Source organism: uncultured Solobacterium sp., from assembly GCF_963550625.1.
Taxonomy (GTDB): Bacteria; Bacillota_I; Bacilli_A; order Erysipelotrichales; family Erysipelotrichaceae; genus Bulleidia.
In genome coordinates, this window is record NZ_CAUVCV010000020.1 from 1 (window position 1) to 19,535 (window position 19,535).

At 39.1% G+C, this 19,535-nt stretch carries 15 protein-coding genes and 1 other annotated feature; of the genes, 3 read left to right on the forward strand and 12 right to left on the reverse strand.

The features are described 5' to 3' along the window. Nucleotides 1-132: 132 nt before the first annotated feature. The 5 genes from rpoC to rplJ form a co-directional block, all read right to left on the reverse strand. A complete protein-coding gene (rpoC, locus tag RYK16_RS07695) occupies nt 133-4,014 on the reverse strand; it encodes a DNA-directed RNA polymerase subunit beta' (protein WP_314851669.1) in 3,882 nt (1,293 codons plus the stop codon). A 13-nt stretch (nt 4,015-4,027) separates the two neighbouring features. Then, nucleotides 4,028-8,188, reverse strand: a complete 4,161-nt coding sequence (locus tag RYK16_RS07700; protein WP_314851670.1) for a DNA-directed RNA polymerase subunit beta — start codon at nt 8,186-8,188, stop codon at nt 4,028-4,030. 105 nt (nt 8,189-8,293) lie between these two features. Beyond that, on the reverse strand, nt 8,294-8,893 hold the full coding sequence (locus tag RYK16_RS07705) for a methyltransferase (protein WP_314851671.1): 600 nt from the start codon (nt 8,891-8,893) through the stop codon (nt 8,294-8,296). A 78-nt stretch (nt 8,894-8,971) separates the two neighbouring features. After that, the gene (gene rplL, locus RYK16_RS07710) at nt 8,972-9,340 is read right to left on the reverse strand and encodes a 50S ribosomal protein L7/L12 (RefSeq protein WP_314851672.1); all 369 of its coding nucleotides are present in this window, start codon (nt 9,338-9,340) and stop codon (nt 8,972-8,974) included. 29 nt (nt 9,341-9,369) lie between these two features. Further along, the gene (gene rplJ, locus RYK16_RS07715; RefSeq protein ID WP_294208891.1) at nt 9,370-9,915 is read right to left on the reverse strand and encodes a 50S ribosomal protein L10; all 546 of its coding nucleotides are present in this window, start codon (nt 9,913-9,915) and stop codon (nt 9,370-9,372) included. A gap of 32 nt (nt 9,916-9,947) precedes the next feature. Further along, nucleotides 9,948-10,071, reverse strand: a sequence feature (ribosomal protein L10 leader region). Between the two features lie 220 nt (nt 10,072-10,291). Between rplJ and RYK16_RS07720 the strand changes: the two genes are divergently transcribed. Beyond that, a complete protein-coding gene (locus RYK16_RS07720; protein ID WP_314851673.1) occupies nt 10,292-10,861 on the forward strand; it encodes an HD domain-containing protein in 570 nt (189 codons plus the stop codon). 186 nt (nt 10,862-11,047) lie between these two features. On the opposite strand, the gene RYK16_RS07725 is transcribed toward RYK16_RS07720, so the two are convergent. The 4 genes from RYK16_RS07725 to RYK16_RS07740 all read right to left on the reverse strand — a co-directional run bounded on the left by RYK16_RS07725 (nt 11,048) and on the right by RYK16_RS07740 (nt 14,888). Next, a complete protein-coding gene (locus RYK16_RS07725; RefSeq protein WP_314851674.1) occupies nt 11,048-12,127 on the reverse strand; it encodes a PTS fructose transporter subunit IIC in 1,080 nt (359 codons plus the stop codon). Continuing rightward, entirely contained in the window at nt 12,120-12,443 is a 324-nt protein-coding gene (locus RYK16_RS07730) for a PTS fructose transporter subunit IIB (RefSeq protein ID WP_006525790.1), read from the reverse strand. The genes RYK16_RS07725 and RYK16_RS07730 overlap by 8 nt, the downstream gene beginning before the upstream one ends. Beyond that, nucleotides 12,440-12,895, reverse strand: coding sequence for a PTS sugar transporter subunit IIA (locus tag RYK16_RS07735; RefSeq protein WP_314851675.1), 456 nt, complete (start codon nt 12,893-12,895; stop codon nt 12,440-12,442). The genes RYK16_RS07730 and RYK16_RS07735 overlap by 4 nt, the downstream gene beginning before the upstream one ends. An 88-nt stretch (nt 12,896-12,983) precedes the next feature. After that, nucleotides 12,984-14,888, reverse strand: a complete 1,905-nt coding sequence (locus RYK16_RS07740) for a BglG family transcription antiterminator (RefSeq protein WP_314851676.1) — start codon at nt 14,886-14,888, stop codon at nt 12,984-12,986. Nucleotides 14,889-14,996: 108 nt separating this feature from the next. Between RYK16_RS07740 and pepI the strand changes: the two genes are divergently transcribed. Further along, a complete protein-coding gene (gene pepI / locus RYK16_RS07745; protein WP_314851677.1) occupies nt 14,997-15,887 on the forward strand; it encodes a proline iminopeptidase in 891 nt (296 codons plus the stop codon). Between the two features lie 25 nt (nt 15,888-15,912). Here the strand turns inward: pepI and RYK16_RS07750 are convergent, their stop codons facing one another. The 3 genes from RYK16_RS07750 to RYK16_RS07760 all read right to left on the reverse strand — a co-directional run bounded on the left by RYK16_RS07750 (nt 15,913) and on the right by RYK16_RS07760 (nt 18,882). Further along, nucleotides 15,913-16,551: a hypothetical protein gene (locus RYK16_RS07750; RefSeq protein WP_314851678.1), complete on the reverse strand. Its 639-nt coding sequence runs from the start codon at nt 16,549-16,551 to the stop codon at nt 15,913-15,915. A 65-nt stretch (nt 16,552-16,616) separates the two neighbouring features. Beyond that, nucleotides 16,617-17,786, reverse strand: coding sequence for a hypothetical protein (locus RYK16_RS07755; protein ID WP_314851679.1), 1,170 nt, complete (start codon nt 17,784-17,786; stop codon nt 16,617-16,619). Between the two features lie 22 nt (nt 17,787-17,808). Continuing rightward, complete coding sequence (locus RYK16_RS07760) at nt 17,809-18,882, reverse strand: Xaa-Pro peptidase family protein (RefSeq protein WP_314851680.1); 1,074 nt, start codon at nt 18,880-18,882, stop codon at nt 17,809-17,811. Nucleotides 18,883-19,008: 126 nt separating this feature from the next. On the opposite strand from RYK16_RS07760, the gene RYK16_RS07765 reads away from it, so the two are divergent. After that, entirely contained in the window at nt 19,009-19,473 is a 465-nt protein-coding gene (locus RYK16_RS07765; protein ID WP_314851681.1) for a hypothetical protein, read from the forward strand. The last annotated feature ends 62 nt before the right edge of the window (nt 19,474-19,535 follow it).

Genomic DNA, 19,535 nt, shown 5'->3' on the forward strand with positions numbered 1-19,535 from the left:
CGAAGAGTGCTGTATTAATATACCAAGTATCTATTTCGATGTCAATGTTTTTTATAACTTTTTTCAAAATTTTTTTCATGCCTGCATAGAAAAAAGCAGCCTGTTTCCAGACTGCTTCATTTCATGCATTCATTAGAAATCAAAGTTATGTTCTGATTTCATACGTTCAGCTAAAGCAAGAGCAGATTCTGCACTACTTACATGCACATCCGCATTGCTTCCGAGAATCTCATCAGGCAATCTGTTTGCAGTTGCCTCTGCGAGTTCTCTAGCCTTTTCTTCACGAATTTCTTTGAGTTCCATTGCACGTTCTTCAATACGACGTGATGTTTCACGGTCAAAGTTTCTACCTGTTCCGGCTGGAATAAGTTTACCGATGATAACATTTTCCTTAAGACCTTCAAGTTTATCAACCTTACCTCTAACTGCGGCTTCTGTAAGAACTCTTGTTGTTTCCTGGAAGGATGCAGCAGATAAGAATGAATCTGTTTCAACAGCTGACTTGGAGATACCTAAGAGTAATGGACCGAACTTCGCTGGTTTCTTTCCATCGAACAATAGATCTTCGTTAATTGCGTTCATGTTAGCGAGTGATAATGTTTGTCCAGCACTTAAGCCTGAATCATTACCTTCGATAACGATGACCTTCTTTAACATCTGCTTGATCATTACTTCCAAGTGCTTATCAGAAATATCGATGGACTGAGAAGAGTAAACCTTCTTAACTTCCTTCAAGATATATTCCTGTACAGCTCTTACACCAGCAACTTCCAATAGTTCCTTAGGAGCGATTGGACCTTCAGTTAACTTATCACCTGCAGATACATGATCGCCGATATTTAAGTTCTGACGCTTCACCTGTGTTAAGTCGCACTTGTGTTCGATAGATTCGTTTTCATTAGATACAACAATAACTGTACCTGTCTTGTTTTCATTATCATGTACATCAGTGATTTCACCATCAATCTTAGAGATGACAGCTAATCCCTTAGGTGCACGTGCTTCAAACAATTCTTCTACACGAGGAAGACCCTGTGTAATATCACCATTCTGTGTCGCAACGCCACCAGTGTGGAAGTTACGCATTGTTAGCTGTGTACCAGGTTCACCAATCGCCTGAGCGGCCATGATACCGATAGCTTCGCCTTCTTCAACGAGGTTACCTGTTGCCATGTTACGGCCATAGCACTTACGGCAAATACCATTTGTGGATTCACATGTAAATACGTTACGGATGTAAACTTCTTCAACACCAGCCGCAACAACCTTCTGTGCCAAGTCTTCATCTACTAATGTATCGCCTTCAACAATCACTTCGCCTGTCTTAGGATCTAAGATTGGCTTTTGTGTGTAACGGCCAACGATACGATCAAATAAACCTTCAATTAATACTGGCTTTTCATCTGGACGTAGAATCTTATCTTCATAGATATTCTTAACGAGATATCCACGTTCTGTTCCACAGTCTTCTTCTCCGATGATAACTTCTTGCGCAACATCGACAAGACGACGTGTTAAGTATCCAGATTCAGCAGTCTTCAAGGCTGTATCTGTTAATCCCTTACGTACACCGTGCGTGGAGATAAAGAACTCTGATACGCTCATACCTTCACGGAAACATGAGTAAATTGGGACTTCGATAATAGATGGTTGGTATTCCTTACGGGACTTAGACTGTGTAGGACGAGCCATCAATCCACGCATACCAGCTAACTGTGTAAAGTGGTTCTTATTACCACGGGCACCAGATACGGCCATCATATTGATTGGGTTCATACGTGCCATGGATTCCATTAAGTTGTTACCAACATCGTTCTTAACATCATTCCAGAGTGAGGAGAACTTAGCTTCCCATTCCTGAGGTGTTAATAGACCTCTGTCACGTAACATGTTGAATTGTTCAGCCTTCTTACGACCTTCAGCTACTAACGCTTCCTTATTAGGTGCGACAGAGATATCGCTGAGGGCTACAGTCATACCTGCTAATGTTGAATAGAGGTATCCCATATCCTTCAAGCTATCTAAGATATCTGATGTGCCGTTTGTCTTGTAGTGGTCAAAGACAGCCGCAATCAAGTTTCCTAAGTCCTTCTTCTTGAATTCAGATGCTACCTTACGGCCAGCAAATTCCTTCTTGATATCTGTACCTAGTGGAACAAACTCTGAATCTGGTGTTGCCTTTAGATTTTCTGGAGTCACCTCATTGAGGTATGGGAAATCTGGAGGGAATACACCGTTAAAGATAATCTTACCAACTGTTGTTAATAAGTATTTGTTATTTTGTTCTTCTGTAAAGCCTGTCTTATTAACTGCTCTTGCAGGAAGGGCGATACGATTATGTAAGTGAACAACACCTGTCTGGTATGCCATCATTACTTCGTTGACATCCTTAAATACGTGTCCTTCATTCTCACTATATCTTCTCCATCTTGCTGCTTCAGTCTTTTCACCAAGCTTTTCTAGAGCATCTGCCTTCTTCTTAAACTCTTCCGCTGTTTCTTCCATGTTCAAGTAGAAGTTACCTAATACTAAGTCCTGTCCAGGTGTAACGATAGGCTTACCATCCTTAGGACCTAAGATATTGTTAGAACCTAACATCAAGACTTCAGTTTCAGCTCTTGCCATCTCACTTAATGGGAGATGGACAGCCATCTGGTCACCGTCGAAGTCCGCATTGAACGCTGGACATACTAACGGATGCACACGGATTGCACGACCTTCAACTAAGCGTGGGAAGAATGCCTGAATACCTAAACGGTGAAGTGTAGGTGCACGGTTTAAGAATACTGGGTGGTTAGCAATAACCTTTTCCACAACATCCCAAACACGTGGATCTTGACGACCAATCAACTTCTCAGCTGTCTTAGGGTTAGATGCAATCTGTAAGTTTACTAATTCATTGATTACAAATGGCTTGTATAAGTTAATTGCCATTTCCTTAGGTAATCCGCACTGCCACATCTTGAGGTATGGTCCAATTGCGATAACGGAACGACCAGAGAAGTCAACACGCTTACCTAATAAGTTCTGACGGAAACGTCCCTGCTTACCCTTTAAGGAGTGAGATAGAGACTTAAGTGCACGTCCACCAGCACCTGTAATTGCCTTGGAACGACGACCGTTATCAATTAACGCATCAACAGCTTCCTGTAACATACGCTTTTCGTTTTGAACGATGATTGCAGGAGTTCCAAGTTCAAGTAGCTTCTTTAAACGGTTATTACGAGTAATAACACGACGATATAAATCGTTTAAGTCAGAAGTAGCGAAACGACCACCATCCAACTGTAACATTGGACGAAGATCTGGTGGAATAACTGGTAATACAGTCAATACCATCCATTCTGGCTTGTTTGATGAACTACGGAAAGCTTCTACTGTTTCTAAACGCTTGATTAACTTCTTACGCTTATCCCCTGTAGACTTTTCTAGTTCAGACATAATAGCTGTATATTCAGCTTCAACATCACACTGTTCTAATAGTGTCTTAATAGCTTCTGCACCTGTTTGTGCAACGAAGCTACCGGCACCATAGATAGCGTTATTTTCACGGTATTCTCTTTCAGAAAGAATCTGCTTGTATTCAAGCTTTGTATCACCTGGGTCTGTTACGATCCAAGATACGAAGTATACAACTTCTTCTAATGACTTAGGCGCTACGTTTAATAGAAGTGCCATACGGGAAGGAATTCCACGTAAATACCAAATGTGTGCTACTGGAGCAGCGAGTTCAATATGACCCATACGTTCACGACGAACGCTAGCCTTTGTGATTTCAACACCACAACGGTCGCAGACTACGCCTTGATAACGAATCTTCTTGAACTTTCCGCAAGCGCACTCCCAGTCCTTTGTAGGACCGAAAATGCGTTCGCAGAATAAACCATCACGCTCAGGCTTCTGAGAACGATAGTTGATTGTTTCTGGCTTCTTAACTTCGCCATATGACCAAGCAAGGATTTTTTCTGGTGATGCCAGACCGACTTTAATCGCTGAAAAGTTATTAATATTCATCTAAGCATCCTCCTTATTGATCCTCTTCCCCGAAGTCATCGAACCCTACGGTCGCTGCCTCAGGAATTTCTTCATCTAATTCATCTTTGATTGTTAGATTTTCGTTTGATTCCGCATCATTCACAAGTGTAGATGGATCGAAGTCAAGTGTTGTTTCTTCCTTGAGTTCTTCCTGTTCCATCTGCTTGAGATCCATCTCATTACCAGCGTCATCCATCATACGTACATCAATCGCAAGAGCCTGCAATTCGTGTACTAATACACGGAATGATTCAGGAATACCAGCTTCTGGCATATCCTTACCCTTCACAATTGCTTCATATGTCTTTGTACGTCCAGCAATATCATCTGACTTCACAGTCAAGATTTCTTGTAGTACATGAGATGCACCATATGCTTCAAGAGCCCAAACTTCCATCTCACCAAATCTCTGACCACCATTCTGTGCCTTACCACCTAATGGCTGTTGAGTAACGAGTGAGTATGGACCAGTTGCACGAGCATGTAACTTGTCGTCGACCATGTGTGCAAGCTTAATCATATACATGACACCAACAGAGATACGGTCATCATATGCTTCACCTGTACGGCCATCGTATAGAACATACTTACCATCTGGTGAAGAGTTGGATTCCTTCATAATTTCACGTAAGTCTGTGTTAGATACACCATCAAATACTGGAGTCGCAAACTTCACACCTAACTGCTTAGCAGCGAAGCCAAGATGAACTTCTAATACCTGTCCGATGTTCATACGTGATGGCACACCGAATGGGTTCAACATAATATCGATAGGAGTTCCATCTGACATATATGGCATATCTTCAACTGGGTTGATACGAGAGATGACACCCTTATTACCGTGACGTCCAGCCATCTTATCACCCTCAGAAATCTTACGCTTCTGAACGATATAAACCTTAACAACTTCATTTACTCCTGGTGGAAGTTCATGGTCTTCCTTACGCTTGAATACGCGGATGCTATGGACGATACCAGCACCACCATGTGGTACCTTCAAGGAGTTGTCACGTACTTCACGTGACTTCTCACCAAAGATAGCCATCAATAACTTCTCTTCTGGAGTTTGGTCTGTTTGACCCTTAGGAGTAACCTTACCAACAAGGATATCTCCTTCCTTCACTTCTGCACCGACCATGACGATACCACGACCATCAAGGTTACGGCATGCACTTTCAGCGACGTTAGGAATATCACGAGTAATCTCTTCTGGACCTAACTTCGTTTCACGGCATTCAATATCATATTCTTCAATATGTACAGATGTGTAGTAATCCTGCGATTGCATCTTTTCAGACATGATAATCGCATCTTCATAGTTATAACCATGCCATGTCATAAACGCGATTGTAACGTTTTGACCTAAAGCAAGTTCACCGTTTTCCATCGCTGGACCATCCGCAAGGATTGTGCCACGTTCAACACGTTCACCATTCCAAACGATAGGTCTTTGATTTAAGCAAGTAGAAGCGTTAGAACGACGATACTTTGTCAATTCATATGTCTTCTCTTTACCGTTATCTTCTGCCACAACAACCTTTGTTGCGTCAACATATGTAACAACACCTGGGCCTGTCGCAACACAAGCAGAACCTGAGTCACGCGCAATCACGTGTTCCATACCTGTACCAACAAATGGACTATGTGGGTTCATCAGAGGTACGGCCTGGCGCTGCATGTTGGCACCCATGAGGGCACGAGTACAGTCATCGTTTTCTAAGAATGGAACACACGCAGTCGCTACAGAAACAATCTGACGTGGAGATACGTCGGCGTAGTCTACTTGGCTACGGTCAACCATCACAGTTTCACCCTTGATACGAGCGATAATCTTATCACCTACAAGGTGACCATCCTTAATCTCGTTTGCCTGTGCAATTACGTGATCGTTTTCTTCATCCGCTGGCATGTACTTAATTTCATCCGTAACCTTGCCATCCACAACCTTACGGTATGGAGTTTCGATGAAGCCATATTCATTTACCTTCGCATATGTTGTAAGGTACGAAATCAAACCGATGTTTGGTCCTTCAGGTGTCTCAATAGGACAGATACGTCCATAGTGAGAGTTATGAATATCACGCACTTCGAAGCCTGCACGTTCACGTGTAAGACCACCAGGTCCTAACGCAGAAATACGACGCTTATTTGATAACTCCGCAAGTGGGTTTTCCTGATCCATGAACTGAGATAACTGGGATGAAGAGAAGAACTCCTTAATCGCAGCTGTTAATGGACGGATATTTGTTAGTTGCTTTGGTGTTAAGTTTGCTGTGTCTGCAATAGACATTCTTTCCTTAACAACACGTTCCATACGTGATAAACCAATACGGAATTGATTCTGAATTAATTCACCAACTGTACGGATACGACGGTTACCAAGCATATCGATATCATCTTGAGAACCTACACCATCGAACATTGTCAGTTCATAGTTATATAGAGCATACATATCACTCATTGTGATTGTATGTCTGTCATTTAATGGGTCAATACCAATTAGGTTCACTGGGTGACCTTCCTGCATTACAGTAACTTCCTGTACGCAAGCACCTACTAGCCAAATTGTCACTTCACCTGAATGGTTTGTAGCCTCAGCCACAATTGTTTCTTGATCAGCTGTAGAAAGCTTAGTCACTTCAACATCTGGTAAGTATGTTGGACACATTACTTCACCATCAGCGTTTGTTAAATCTTCACCGTTTAATGTAACACGGCCGATTTCAAACATACGAGAACCGTAGTCAAGAACTGCATTGACATTATCGTTTGTCACCTTAACAGGGGAAGCGATAATACCGGCATAAACAGTTACCTGCTTGAATTCCTTAGCGATTGCCTTTACATCTTCTTCTGTCAGAACTGTACCCATTTCTAGTGTTGTACGTTCTGTCTTACCATCTAAATCAACTGCTAAGATACGTCCTACTAAGCTATTCTTCCAAGATGTATCCATCACTGCTGTTGATGGGTGTGAGAATGTATGTGTAAATGGTAATGCACGGCAATTGATACCCTTATCAATTTCAGCGCGCAACTCATTTCTTAATTCCTTATCAATCACAACACCCTTCTTTACAAGTGTCTTGCCTTCAGCACTTACTAAATCCTTTTCAAGAGATAGGCCTTCCATACGGTCTAAGACGCTTAGCTTCTTATGAACCTTATAACGACCTGCCTTTGTTAAGTCATATCTTCTGTAGTCGAAGAACTTAGCGTCCATTAAAGTAACCGCACCATCAATTGTTGCGATTTCATCAGCACGCTGGTTTTCATATACAGCTAAGAGTGCTTCATTCTTAGTCTTTGTCTTATCTGCCGCAAGAGTATTACGAACTTCTTCGTAGTTTCCGAAGATAGCTGTATACAATAACATGTAGTCATTCTGGAATTCACGTTCTTCTTCTGGCACAATAACGTCTGAATGTACAGGCAAGTTTAATGCCTTTAAGAACTTCTTCATGCTTGTTGTATCAAATGCATTTTCACCACGTTCAAGGTTCAAGGATAAACCAATTGCCTTAAATAGGATTGAGCTTAATACTTTTCTTCTGCGGTCAATTGATACATTTAAAATACGGCCAAGTGCAGTTTTTTTATCATCACTCATGAATTCCAACCATGTTCCACGGCTTGGAATCAATTCACATTTGTATGTATCGCGACCTGTGCGCTCTTCTGATTCAATATCAAAGTACGCACCTGGAGAACGAACAATCTGAGATACAATAATACGCTCAGCACCATTAATAATGAATGTACCTGTTGGCGTCATTAAAGGGAAGTCTCCTAAGAAGACCTCTTCATTCTTCGTAATTACTTCACCAGTTTCTGGATCCATAACCTCTAACTCCATCTTACCCTTAAGAGGAGCGCTGTAATTTACTTCTCTGTATTTGCATTCACTAATTGAATACTTTGGTTCCCCGAATTCATAGTCTAGGAACTTCAAACGAATATTGCCCGCATAGTTTGAAATTGGGTACACATCGTTAAATACTTCTTTAATACCGTCTCTTAGAAACCAGTCAAAAGCCGCAGTCTGAATTTCTACCAAATCAGGTAGGTCTAGACCACTGCTAACTTTAGAATAATCTCTACGAGTTGCCTTGTTGCCATAATGCACAACGTGGTATGTCTGCTTATTTTCCATTTGTTCGCCATCCTTTCGCCTGCACCGCCAGAAATGTCGAAAAAGGGTAGAATAACCCCATCCCTATTCGACTCTTTTGCAATTTACTATAATAAAACAACTTTTTTATTCCGTCAACTTCCTACTTTGCAAAATATAGTACCCTCGATCCTTAGAGATTACCTCACAGTTTCCAAATATTTCCGCAAACTTTTTCTTAGCACTTTCTGCGCCTTGTTGTTTACGGATAACCGCATAGATAGAACCACCTACTAATAGATGGCTATATGCATCCTCGAACATTTTATAGATAACTTTCTTACCTGTTCGGATCGGAGGATTGGTGATAATAAAATGATATTGGCCTTTGATTTCGGCGTATCCATCCGAAACAAGAGCAGTGCACTTTACTTGGTTCAAACCACAGTTTAATTGTGCCAGTTCTACAGCACGCGGATTGATATCTGCCATTGTGACTTCACAGCTAGGAAATAATGATTTTGTAATGATGCCTAGCGTTCCGTATCCACAACCCATATCCAAGACCTTACCATGGAGAGTTTCTTTGCTGATTGCTTTCAGCAAGACATAACTTCCATAGTCCACACCTGTTTTTGAAAATACTCCGTTGTCAGTCGTAAAGATATATAAACGGTCTAAAAACCGGAAAGTATGTTCCTTCCGGTTCTCATCCAGATTTCGGTTATCGGTAAAATAATGTGCCATTAACCGTTCCTTTCTAATACCCGAAAAGCCGAACAATTGATTATTCGGCTTTTCATGTGTTTTCTGTTATTTTCTAGATTACTTGAATTCAACAGTTGCACCAGCATCTGTGAGCTTCTTCTTGAGTTCTTCAGCTTCTTCAGCAGCAACGTTTTCCTTGATTGTTGCAGGAGCTCCATCAACGAGCTTCTTAGCATCAACAAGTCCAAGACCTGTGATTTCACGAACAACCTTAATTACGCCTACCTTAGAGTCACCAGCGGATGCTAATACAACATTAACTGTTGTAGGAGCTGCAGCAGCTTCTGTTGGAGCAGCAGCAACTGCTACTGGAGCAGCAGCAGAAACGCCGTACTTCTCTTCAATAGCCTTTACGAGTTCATTTAGTTCAAGAATTGTAGCTTCATCAAGATATGCTAGGATATCTTCCTGTGTTAACTTTGCCATGGATTAATTTCTCCTCTTCTATTTCTTTCTTAGGCAGCTGCCTCAGCAGCTTCTTTTACTTCTTCAGCAACCGGAGCAGCTCCGTTAGCTGGCTTTGCCTCAGCAACAGCATTCACAGCACGTGCGAATGAAGATACTGGAGCGTTCAATACAGATAGCAACATGCTGAGCATGCCTTCTCTGTTTGGTAATGCAGAGAGTTCATTTACTGTGTTGAGGTCAACAACCTTACCTTCAACAATACCACCCTTAAGAACTAATGCCTTGTGCTTCTTAGCAAACTTAGCCATTACACGAGCAGCACCAGTTTCATCTCCACCGAATGCCAATGCGTTAGGACCTGTTAAGCAATCCTTAAGATCGCCATACCCTGCATCTTCAGCAGCCTTACTAGCTAATGTGTTCTTATAAACCTTGAGTTCAACACCTTCAGCACGTAATGCTCTACGGAGTTCTGTAACCTCAGCAACTGAGAGGCCACGGTACTCGGCAACGATAGTTGATGAAGAGTTAGTGAATTTTTCCTTAATTTCGGAAACGACACCCTGCTTAGACTCTAATACAGTCTGATTCATACTTCACCTTCCTATTCTCTGTTATCGAATACACATTTAGAAAGAAAGCCCTCGCAGACAGCGAGAGCAAAAGTACATTGATATGAACTTTCATCTACCTCGGTAACCTTATTAAGCATACGCCGTTACTGTCTGTGGTATTTGATAACGATGATATGATACCACGCATTTTTAGAATGTCAAGTTCCATTTGTATTACTATATATCCCTAAATCTTCTCTCTGATTGAATCTCTATTATCAACACCACAAAAGTTTCAAGGTCTGCAAATAGAAAAATATGCACCTTAAACTTCAAGAAGTTATATACTAAGAAAGATAGTTTTAAATGAATACAAGAATTCATTACAAGAATAGATTTTAGAAGGAGCCTATCCATGAATCCACGAGAATATTTAGAGATACTACATGTCGCAGAAAGATTAAAAGATACCACACGACACTGTACGACAAGTAAAAGACGCATCGAGAGTGTTGCCGAACATAGTTGGAGAATTTCTCTTATGGCCTTTCTTTTGAAGGATGAATTTCCGAATGCAGATATTGATAAAGTAATCAGTATGTGTTTAATTCACGATTTAGGCGAATGCTTTACTGGCGATATTCCAACATTCCTCAAAACAGACCAAGATCGTTATATTGAAGATTCATTATTATCGCAATGGGTAGATACATTACCTAAAAGCATCTCAGCCCGAATGACAGAACTATATAACGAGATGAACCAGCAAGAAACCCTAGAATCCAAAATATACAAAGCCTTAGATAAACTAGAAGCCGTCATCCAACATAATGAATCACCGATTGATACATGGTCAGAGAACGAATATGAACTCAACCAAACCTATGCATTTGATGTTGTACAATTCTCTTCATGGCTAACTTTGCTTAGAAAAGAGATACTAGCTGATACACTGCATAAAATTGATTCAGAAATCAAAGAATAGTTACCTTCTATCACATATTTTAGATATCCTCAAAACACTTTGGATGCCAACGAATCTAAAGTGTTTTTTATTTCCCATTCAAATGAAGCATCCAACAACCAAACTGAAAATTGGTTTCTAAAAAACAGTAAAGGATGTGACTTATACCACATCCCTTATCGCATAATTGCGGTTATGCTTTCTAGATTATTTATTACCTTCAGCTAATTCTTCTGCTGTTAATGGTTTCTTTATGACTGCTAAGATTGCCACGATGATAAGTGCACCGATTAACATATCTACTACATACCAAACTTGTCCTTCAATGACACCAGTAATCGCAACGATACCACCAAACGCTACAACAGAAGATACACCATGTACCATACCTAATGCACCAGCAATTGCTGTACCGATTGCACATGCAATCCAAGTATGCTTGAAGTCCTTACCAGCAAATGGCCATGCACCTTCAGTAATACCACCTGAGGATAGCAAGAATGCAGAGATACCTACAGAACGATCTGCCTTTGTATAATGCTTTCTTAAGATGAATGACGCAAGACCCATACCGAGTGGAGGAATTGCACAGCACATACGGAATACACCGTTAGGTCCATAAATACCTTCAGACATTAGCGCAAGTGTAAATGCTGTGGCAGCCTTTGAACATGGACCACCAAAGTCAGCTGCTGCTAATAGTCCAATTCCAAGTCCTAATAAGATTGCATTTGTTCCATTTAAGCCATTCATTACATCAACGATAACTTGTACAAACGCATTGATAGGTCCTGTTAAAACATAGATGTAGAAGATACCAATGACAAATGTCGTTAGTAGAGGAATAAAGAATGTAGGCATCATTGGTTTTAAGGAATCGATAACCTTCCAAGTCTTCATCCACTTAACGAAGTAACCTACGATAAAACCTAATAGTAATGCACCGATAAATCCTGTAGATAATTGATCTTTCCCAATAGGATTATTTGCGACATAACCCATAATCAAACCTGGAGCTAATGCAGGTTTACCAGCGATAGCGTATGCGATGTATCCGCAGATAACCGGAACCATCATGGAGAAGCCGGCAATACCTAAGCTATACACATTCTGCCAGAACTGATTACTTGGAATAATTGCGCCATTCTCGATATGACCTGTAAATAAAGTAAATGAGAACAACATACCACCAGCGATAATGACTGGTAAGAAGTATGAGATACCTGTATTAAATGCTTTAAATAAACTACGTCCAGTTTCTTTCAACTTATTATTCATCTCACTCATTTGCCAAAGCCTCCGCTCTATCAATTAATTTCTTGATGTCTTTGATTGCTTGTGTTGGATCAACTTCGATAACTTTACCCTCATCACGTTTTTCATCAAAGCGTTCATCACCTTCAATGCCAATTGCGATAGCTAGGATAACGACATCAGCCGCATCAACTTCATCTTGTTCCAACTCATTATTGATACCCATACCACCTTGTGTTTCAACCTTGCAGTCAATGCCTCTCTTCTTGCATTCTTGCTCGATTGCTTCTTGTGTCATGTACGTATGTGCGATACCTGCTGTACATGCACTTACTGCTACTAATTTCATGCTTCCATCTCCTTTTCAATTGATTTCAAAAGTTCGTAAGACTCATCAGGGCTCTTTGTATTTAAGAATTTCTCACGGAAATCTTCATGCATTAAATTCTTACTAAGCTCTGCTAGAATCTTCAAATGTTGCGTAGATCCTTTATCAGCAGGCACACCAATCATCATCATGTGATCTACCCTGTCTTCTCCATCTTCATTTGCCCATGCGCATCCATTCAAGAATTTTACATAGATAACAAATGCATGATTGACAGCAGTTGAAATCGCATGTGGGATTGCAATACCATAACCGATATAGGTTGCGATTACGTTTTCACGGTCAATGACAGCCTTTGCATACTCATCGTAATTATTTACAAATTCATTTGGTAAATGTGCAATATCTTCAATTGCTTCATACTTGTCACGATAAACTTTGTCCGTGAAAATCGTTAATTCTTTTGCAAACATTTTTGTCTCCTTTCGTCTGTATCTACATTTTCCTTCCATTCGGTAGTAGAGAACAGTTCGCTTTTTTCAATTTAGAAATGGAAATTCACTATACGGATTCTTCTTCAATCTTCAGAATAATCTCATGTAATTTATCAAAGCTTTGCGTACGGATTAGTTCCTTTGTATATTCATCAGAACTTACAATTTGACTGAGTACTTTATAGAATGCAGGCATGGTATCATCACCCTTCTCCTTCATGGATAATAGGAAGATAATTTGTACCGTATCCTTATCCCATTGAATTGGTTTTTGTAAGATACCAATCTCGACAAAGCTTTCTTTACCCATTGGGTGGATTGGATGTGGTATCGCAACCATATTTCCAAATGCGGTTGCACCAACGCTTTCTCTTTCAAGCACAGCTTTCTCAAAATCATTTGAGATATCAACTTTCTTCTGTGCTTGCATACACAAGAAATGGATTACTTCTTCTTTATCGTTATATGGTAAATCACCAAAGAACATATCCTCACGGAAGTAGTTGAAGATTTGTAAGTCGCGTGTCTTTTGAATCATCGCATGGACATTTTCTATTGCACTCTTGCCTAAAAAGGCATTGACTTCAATGACTGGTATATTTAACTTTTGTTCAATTGGTACAGTTGTAAGAATATAATCAATACCATCAAAATTTTGACTATGGAGTGTATTGAGACTTGCTGTTCCAACAACCTCTAGATTCTTACCAAATTTCTCCTCAATCTGATAACGTAATAGTTCTGAACTTGCCCGTCCGCTTCCACAGACAATTAACACCTTTTCTTTTGTCTGCTTCTCACGTTTCTTCTCTAGTGCAACGTTAAAGTGTAGTGCAATATATGCAATCTCATCTTTACAGATACATCTGTTATACATTTTCTTTAAAACTCCGCAGGCAACAGTAGCCATTGAGTACGCAAGCACAAAGTGCTCACGAATCTGATTTGCTAGTGGATTATAACTTGCAATGTGATTCTGTAATCTAACTTTAAACGGTATGACATGTAAAGATAATAATGTCACAAGTTCAAAGTCATACCGTAAATCAATACGGAAGGTTTCATTGACTGCTTCTAACATTGCTAGAACAATTTCAAATGTATCTTCATCCACAACAGAACTACTTTGTTGTCCATTATTAAGCCGGATAATCTTCTTACTGCTCAAATGCATTAGCACATAATACACTTCACTATCTGGAAACTTTACATCAAATTCTTTTTCAATATCCTGGATGATAGCTTTGGTCATTGCAAGATCACTATCATTTTCCATCTGCTGTTCTGTTTCTTTACCAAGATGAATCACTTTGCCATCTAGGATACGCTGAATTGCGATATAGATATGGAATGTTAGATTGTTCAGTGATAAATCCGAAATCATAAAATTGTATTTTACAACTTTATCAGTAATAATTTTATGAATGATATCTAATCGATTGTTTTCTGGTAGTTGTTGGGTATAGAATGGTTCTTCCATCTGAATTCGAGTAAGACAAAGACGATACTGTTGTTCACTGCCAATTGCACGCATACCTTGATATGCACGATAGTCTATTTCAATACCAAAATCCGCAAGAATATTGCGCACTGTCTTCATATCATTCTTGAGGGTTGCACGACTGATAAACATCGCATCCGCAAGGTCATCCATACGTACACTTTCATCAGAAGTAAGTAAAGTTTCTATAATCTGACGAACACGATCTTGGGTGGTTAGAATTCTTTCACGATTATTTTCGATAGACTGCAAGTAATCCTCTAACTTTTCTTTATCTTGAATTTCGATTAAAACACCCTTACGTTCTGTCTTGATAGTTGCCCCATTACAAACAAGCACATCATTGAGTGCTTCAATATCATTACGAATTGTACGAGCAGTCACACCAAAAAGATCTGCAATTTCTCGAATTGATTTACTGCGATCATTTTCCTTCATTAATAAGAAAAGTAATCTATCCTGTCTATCCATGCTATAAACCCTCTATTTTAATTATACGTATTGTCTAAAAAACCTTCAGACAATATGTTTCCCATAAAAATGTGAAATTCATTATCTCTAGCGTGTTATACTAAGCATATGAAAATTACAGAAGGCTACATGCCATATTTAAACTATCAAACCTATTACCGTATTGTCGGTGATATTACCAAACCTGCTTTAGTTCTATTACATGGTGGTCCTGGTTCTACACATAACTACTTTGAACTACTTGATCCACTTGCTAGCGACGATTATTGTCTTGTCATGTACGATCAACTAGGTTGTGGAAATTCCTACGTTGAAGGTCACCCTGAATTATGGACACCTGAAACTTGGGCCAATGAGCTAATCGCACTACGCAAGCATCTTAACTTAACAAAGGTTCATCTTTTAGGTCAATCTTGGGGTGGCATGCTTGCGCTAGACTATGTATTACATTACAACCCTAGTGGTGTTGAATCCCTGGTACTATCTAGCACATTATCTTCCGCTTCCCTTTGGGCAAGTGAACAACATCGCATGATTCGTTTCATGTCTGAATCTGATCAACGTGCAATAGAGATTGCGGAAAAAACAGGCAATTATGAAAGTGAGGACTACATCATTGCAAACACTCATTTCATGCATGCACATTGTGCAGGTGTCTACGAAGTTGGCAAAGCACCCGATTGCTTAACACGCCCAAAGAAGACAGGAAAAGAAGCGTACCTCTATGGTTGGGGCCCAAATGAATATACACCAACCGGAAGTCTTGCAGGTTTTGAAGTGACAGATGAATTAAAGCATATCAATATTCCTACTCTTATTATATCTGGAACAAATGATTTATGCACTCCACTCGTCGCAAAAACAATGCATGACAACATCAAACATTCTACATGGCACTTATTCCCTAACTGTCGTCATATGGTCTTCGCCGAGGCAACTGATCAATACATCCAATTACTACAATCATGGTTAAAACAAACTGAAAGTGTATCCCATTAACGCAGGATACACTTTTTTCAAATATCTATTCTAGTAATCTACGATCATTGATTCCGAGCATAATCAACTTAGGTTCCTTAGGAAGACTATTGAACTCCATTTTTGTTATTTCCTTTACGATTAACTGATTATCTTCCCATGTCAGTAGCTCAATCTTGATAATTTCATGTGTACTACGATTATTTTCAGTATAGACCAGCCCTTTGTAATCCTGTAATAGCGTAAACCATCCATATGTTTCAGATGGACTCAATTTCATTTGAGATGGATTATCTATCTGGAAAACAGCATCCGAGGCAATGCATGTTTGGGTTTCTGAATCATATCCAAAAATCTTGGCCACTGCAATAAATTGAGCATCATAGAACTTTTCCACAATCAATTGTGGGATGTCATGATTCAGATACACGATGCCATACGCTACATGATCTGAGACTGTATCGCCCATACCAAAATCATATGCATCAATGTTATCTAACAATTCATTGTATGCATGGAGTACTTCTGTCACCTCTGGAGAAACTGTTTCCTTTGGTTCAGGAGTTTCTTTCTTTTGTTCTGTAACGGATATAGATGTTGTTTGTGTACTACGGTTGGTTGATGCTGTGCATGCAGTAAGTAACAGTGTACCTACACATGCTAAGATTCTACACATTTTCTTCATGAGTATTCCCCCCCCATGTGTAAAAACTATGCAATCACTCCATTAGTTATCTATAGTCACTTAATTCACGATTTTTCAATAATCAGTAAATCTGTGAAATCTGTTTTCCAACCTATATTTTCTGATAGAGGAATTGTAATACTCTTTTGTAGAGTTAATGTATCCGCATCAAATTCTAGGATTTTTCCTAATTCTGTTGTTGTTTCTGAGTTTGGTGTTACAATCGCTGCTGCTTTCTCTCCTAAATAACGAATACCATGTAACTTATATTCTGTATTCGTAAATAGGTTCGCAAAATCAGTTCCAGATAAATCTTTATCCGAAACTAGTTCTAAGTCTGTTGTGTATTCCAATAGATGATTATTTTCTGTCACAACACGGATATGATCACCATACGTATATGCAGTAATGATTCTCTTTGTATCTAGTGAAACACTCTTTGGCTCTAATGTTTCTGGGTCCATAGTTGTTAAACTAGCTGTCTTTGATAAATCTTTCCCATCCATAAAACGACTATTGTATGGATTTTCAACCGTGATAATTTTGCCATTTACATATAAGAGTTCTTCAAATTCAACTGAAGTATAACGCCAGTTGTCTACATATTCGACCTTGTTTGTCTCTTCATCTAGATAAAATAGCTCATATTGATCTTGAACCATATCGTATCCAATAAAGTAGAGTTTAGTACCAATTTCAACCGCACGATAAATCGATGAATGAACCACTGGTGATGTAGTTGCCTTATGATCTGGACTTGTGTATCGGATCATATCACGTATTTCACCTACTGATCCATCATCAATGTTAATCACTTCAATTCTTCCATTTGTCCCATTGAGTGCAAGCTCCACTGTATATATGGTTGATTCAAATACACCCTTGGACATAGAGAACGTTGAATACCCTGCTGTTGATTCAAAGAGTAATGATTTATTTCCGCTAAAAGAGTATGCTAGGATTGTATTTCCTTCTTGGAATAGTCTACCTGCAGTATTTACTTTATCGCTGAATTCTAGTTGTTCCGTATCACTATTTGCAAAAACTATCTTAGTTTGAGGATTCATCTTTCCATTTTGATGAATGGAATAGAAACTTACAACATAGTCATACTTCGTTAGATCTTCTCCAACCTTCTTAGCTTGCTTATTCCAGGTTAATATTCCCAGGGAAATAATAATCATTCCGATGACTGATAGAATTAAAAGTCTGCTCTTTTTCATGTTCTGAATCAATGGATAATCCTCCTTTATACATTTACTCAATTACTTCTATCTCATGTGGATAGTGATTTAGTACTTCACAACCATCCTTTGTTATCAAAACCAAATCTTCAATACGACATCCTAAGATACTTGGATGATAGATGCCTGGTTCAATGGAGAAGGTATTTCCTTCTACTGTTAAATCTGTAAATGCTTGTGATACATCTCCATATTCATGTGTTTCAGTACCAATAAAATGTCCAAGTCTATGTGTAAAGTCTTCACCATAACCACCATCTGTGATGATGTTTCGAGCTACTGCATCAATATCACATAGTCTTACACCTGGTTTACAATAACTTTCTGCATGTTCATTAGCCTTGCGAACAAGATTATAGATTTCTACTTGTTCTGCATTTGGATACTTCTTATAGAAGAAGGTTCTTGTCATATCCGAACAATAGCCATTCACCACACAACCAACATCGAAGAGTACTGTATCACCTTCCTGTAATACCGTGTCATCCGGCATATGATGTGGATCAGCCGCATTCTTACCAAAGGCAACGATAGGCTCAAAAGAATATCCGCTTGCGCCTAGCTTTAGGTAGATATCTAACATCTGTGAAGCAACCTCTACTTCTGTTACACCTTCATGTATGAGTTTCTTAAACTCCGCCATTGCTAAGTCATTGATATGAGATGCTGCACGCATGAGTTCTTGTTCACGAGCATCTTTCACAGCACGTGTATGATCAACTGCGTAAGATCCAAGTTTAAATTCAGATGCTATGCTTTCTTCCATCATAGGAATTAGGAATCTAGCTGGCATAATTTTATCTACACCTAAACTACTATTTTTATCGATAAACTTTGAAATGACCTTTGTAATTCTATCTGTGTCTTTATAATACTCTACTCTTACACCAATCTCTTCAGAAAAACGGAATAATTGATTCAAAATCAAAACTGGTTCAATTCCCTTTCCAATTAATATTCCAAGAAATCTTTCTCCTGGTTCTATTCTCTTTCCACAAAGATATGCAATAGAAATAGGATCTGTAATCAATAAACAATCTGTTGTCATCTTCTCAATGACACGACTTAGTCTTCCTTTATCTAACATAGTATCACCTCTAACTTATCTCTATTTTATCACGTTTTTTAATATTCAAATTTGACGTTCTACTGTTGAAGAGTATTGGAATCAACACTATAATTTTCTTATAACTTGTAATAAAGGAGATTTTGTATGAATATTCTTGGGTTTTTCAAAAAAGCACTCACAGGTGCATCCGACGAAGATAACATCAAAAATAAAGCTCGTATGCGCGAAATTTTTAATGAAGCTGTTCCAAATGGTGATGATTACCAACTGGTATATTGTCATTCCGAAAATTACCATAGTGCTGTTATTGCGTCAGTCACTCATCATTACAACTTTATCGTAGGATATAAGACTGGTGAAGTAGTTGTTATCTATGTTGACCCATCTCTTTCTACATATGACCAACCAGTATTCTTTAATAAAGAAAATGGTTCATCAATACGTACATCTATGGGCTACTGTATTGCGGAAAGTCCTGTGGCATCCTTCCAACTTGAACCAATTACTTACGAGCCAGGAATTGGTGAACGTGCAAAGTACTGCGTTTCTGTAACACAATCTACCGAAGAAGTATCCGCCTTCCGTAAATTCTTTAAGCAAGGATTTTAATTAAATTCCTAATGTAAAATAACTTGGGGTTTTAGAAAAATCTGCTTTAAAATTACATGGGG

Coding starts and splice junctions, on each gene's coding strand:
- rplL (WP_314851672.1), bottom strand. CDS start 9,340: ATGGCAAAGTTAACACAGGAAGATATCCTAGCATATCTTGATGAAGCT.
- pepI (WP_314851677.1), top strand. CDS start 14,997: ATGAAAATTACAGAAGGCTACATGCCATATTTAAACTATCAAACCTAT.
- RYK16_RS07730 (WP_006525790.1), bottom strand. CDS start 12,443: ATGAAATTAGTAGCAGTAAGTGCATGTACAGCAGGTATCGCACATACG.
- RYK16_RS07720 (WP_314851673.1), top strand. CDS start 10,292: ATGAATCCACGAGAATATTTAGAGATACTACATGTCGCAGAAAGATTA.
- RYK16_RS07760 (WP_314851680.1), bottom strand. CDS start 18,882: ATGTTAGATAAAGGAAGACTAAGTCGTGTCATTGAGAAGATGACAACA.
- RYK16_RS07750 (WP_314851678.1), bottom strand. CDS start 16,551: ATGAAGAAAATGTGTAGAATCTTAGCATGTGTAGGTACACTGTTACTT.
- rplJ (WP_294208891.1), bottom strand. CDS start 9,915: ATGAATCAGACTGTATTAGAGTCTAAGCAGGGTGTCGTTTCCGAAATT.
- RYK16_RS07705 (WP_314851671.1), bottom strand. CDS start 8,893: ATGGCACATTATTTTACCGATAACCGAAATCTGGATGAGAACCGGAAG.
- rpoC (WP_314851669.1), bottom strand. CDS start 4,014: ATGAATATTAATAACTTTTCAGCGATTAAAGTCGGTCTGGCATCACCA.
- RYK16_RS07765 (WP_314851681.1), top strand. CDS start 19,009: ATGAATATTCTTGGGTTTTTCAAAAAAGCACTCACAGGTGCATCCGAC.
- RYK16_RS07735 (WP_314851675.1), bottom strand. CDS start 12,895: ATGTTTGCAAAAGAATTAACGATTTTCACGGACAAAGTTTATCGTGAC.
- RYK16_RS07740 (WP_314851676.1), bottom strand. CDS start 14,888: ATGGATAGACAGGATAGATTACTTTTCTTATTAATGAAGGAAAATGAT.
- RYK16_RS07700 (WP_314851670.1), bottom strand. CDS start 8,188: ATGGAAAATAAGCAGACATACCACGTTGTGCATTATGGCAACAAGGCA.
- RYK16_RS07725 (WP_314851674.1), bottom strand. CDS start 12,127: ATGAGTGAGATGAATAATAAGTTGAAAGAAACTGGACGTAGTTTATTT.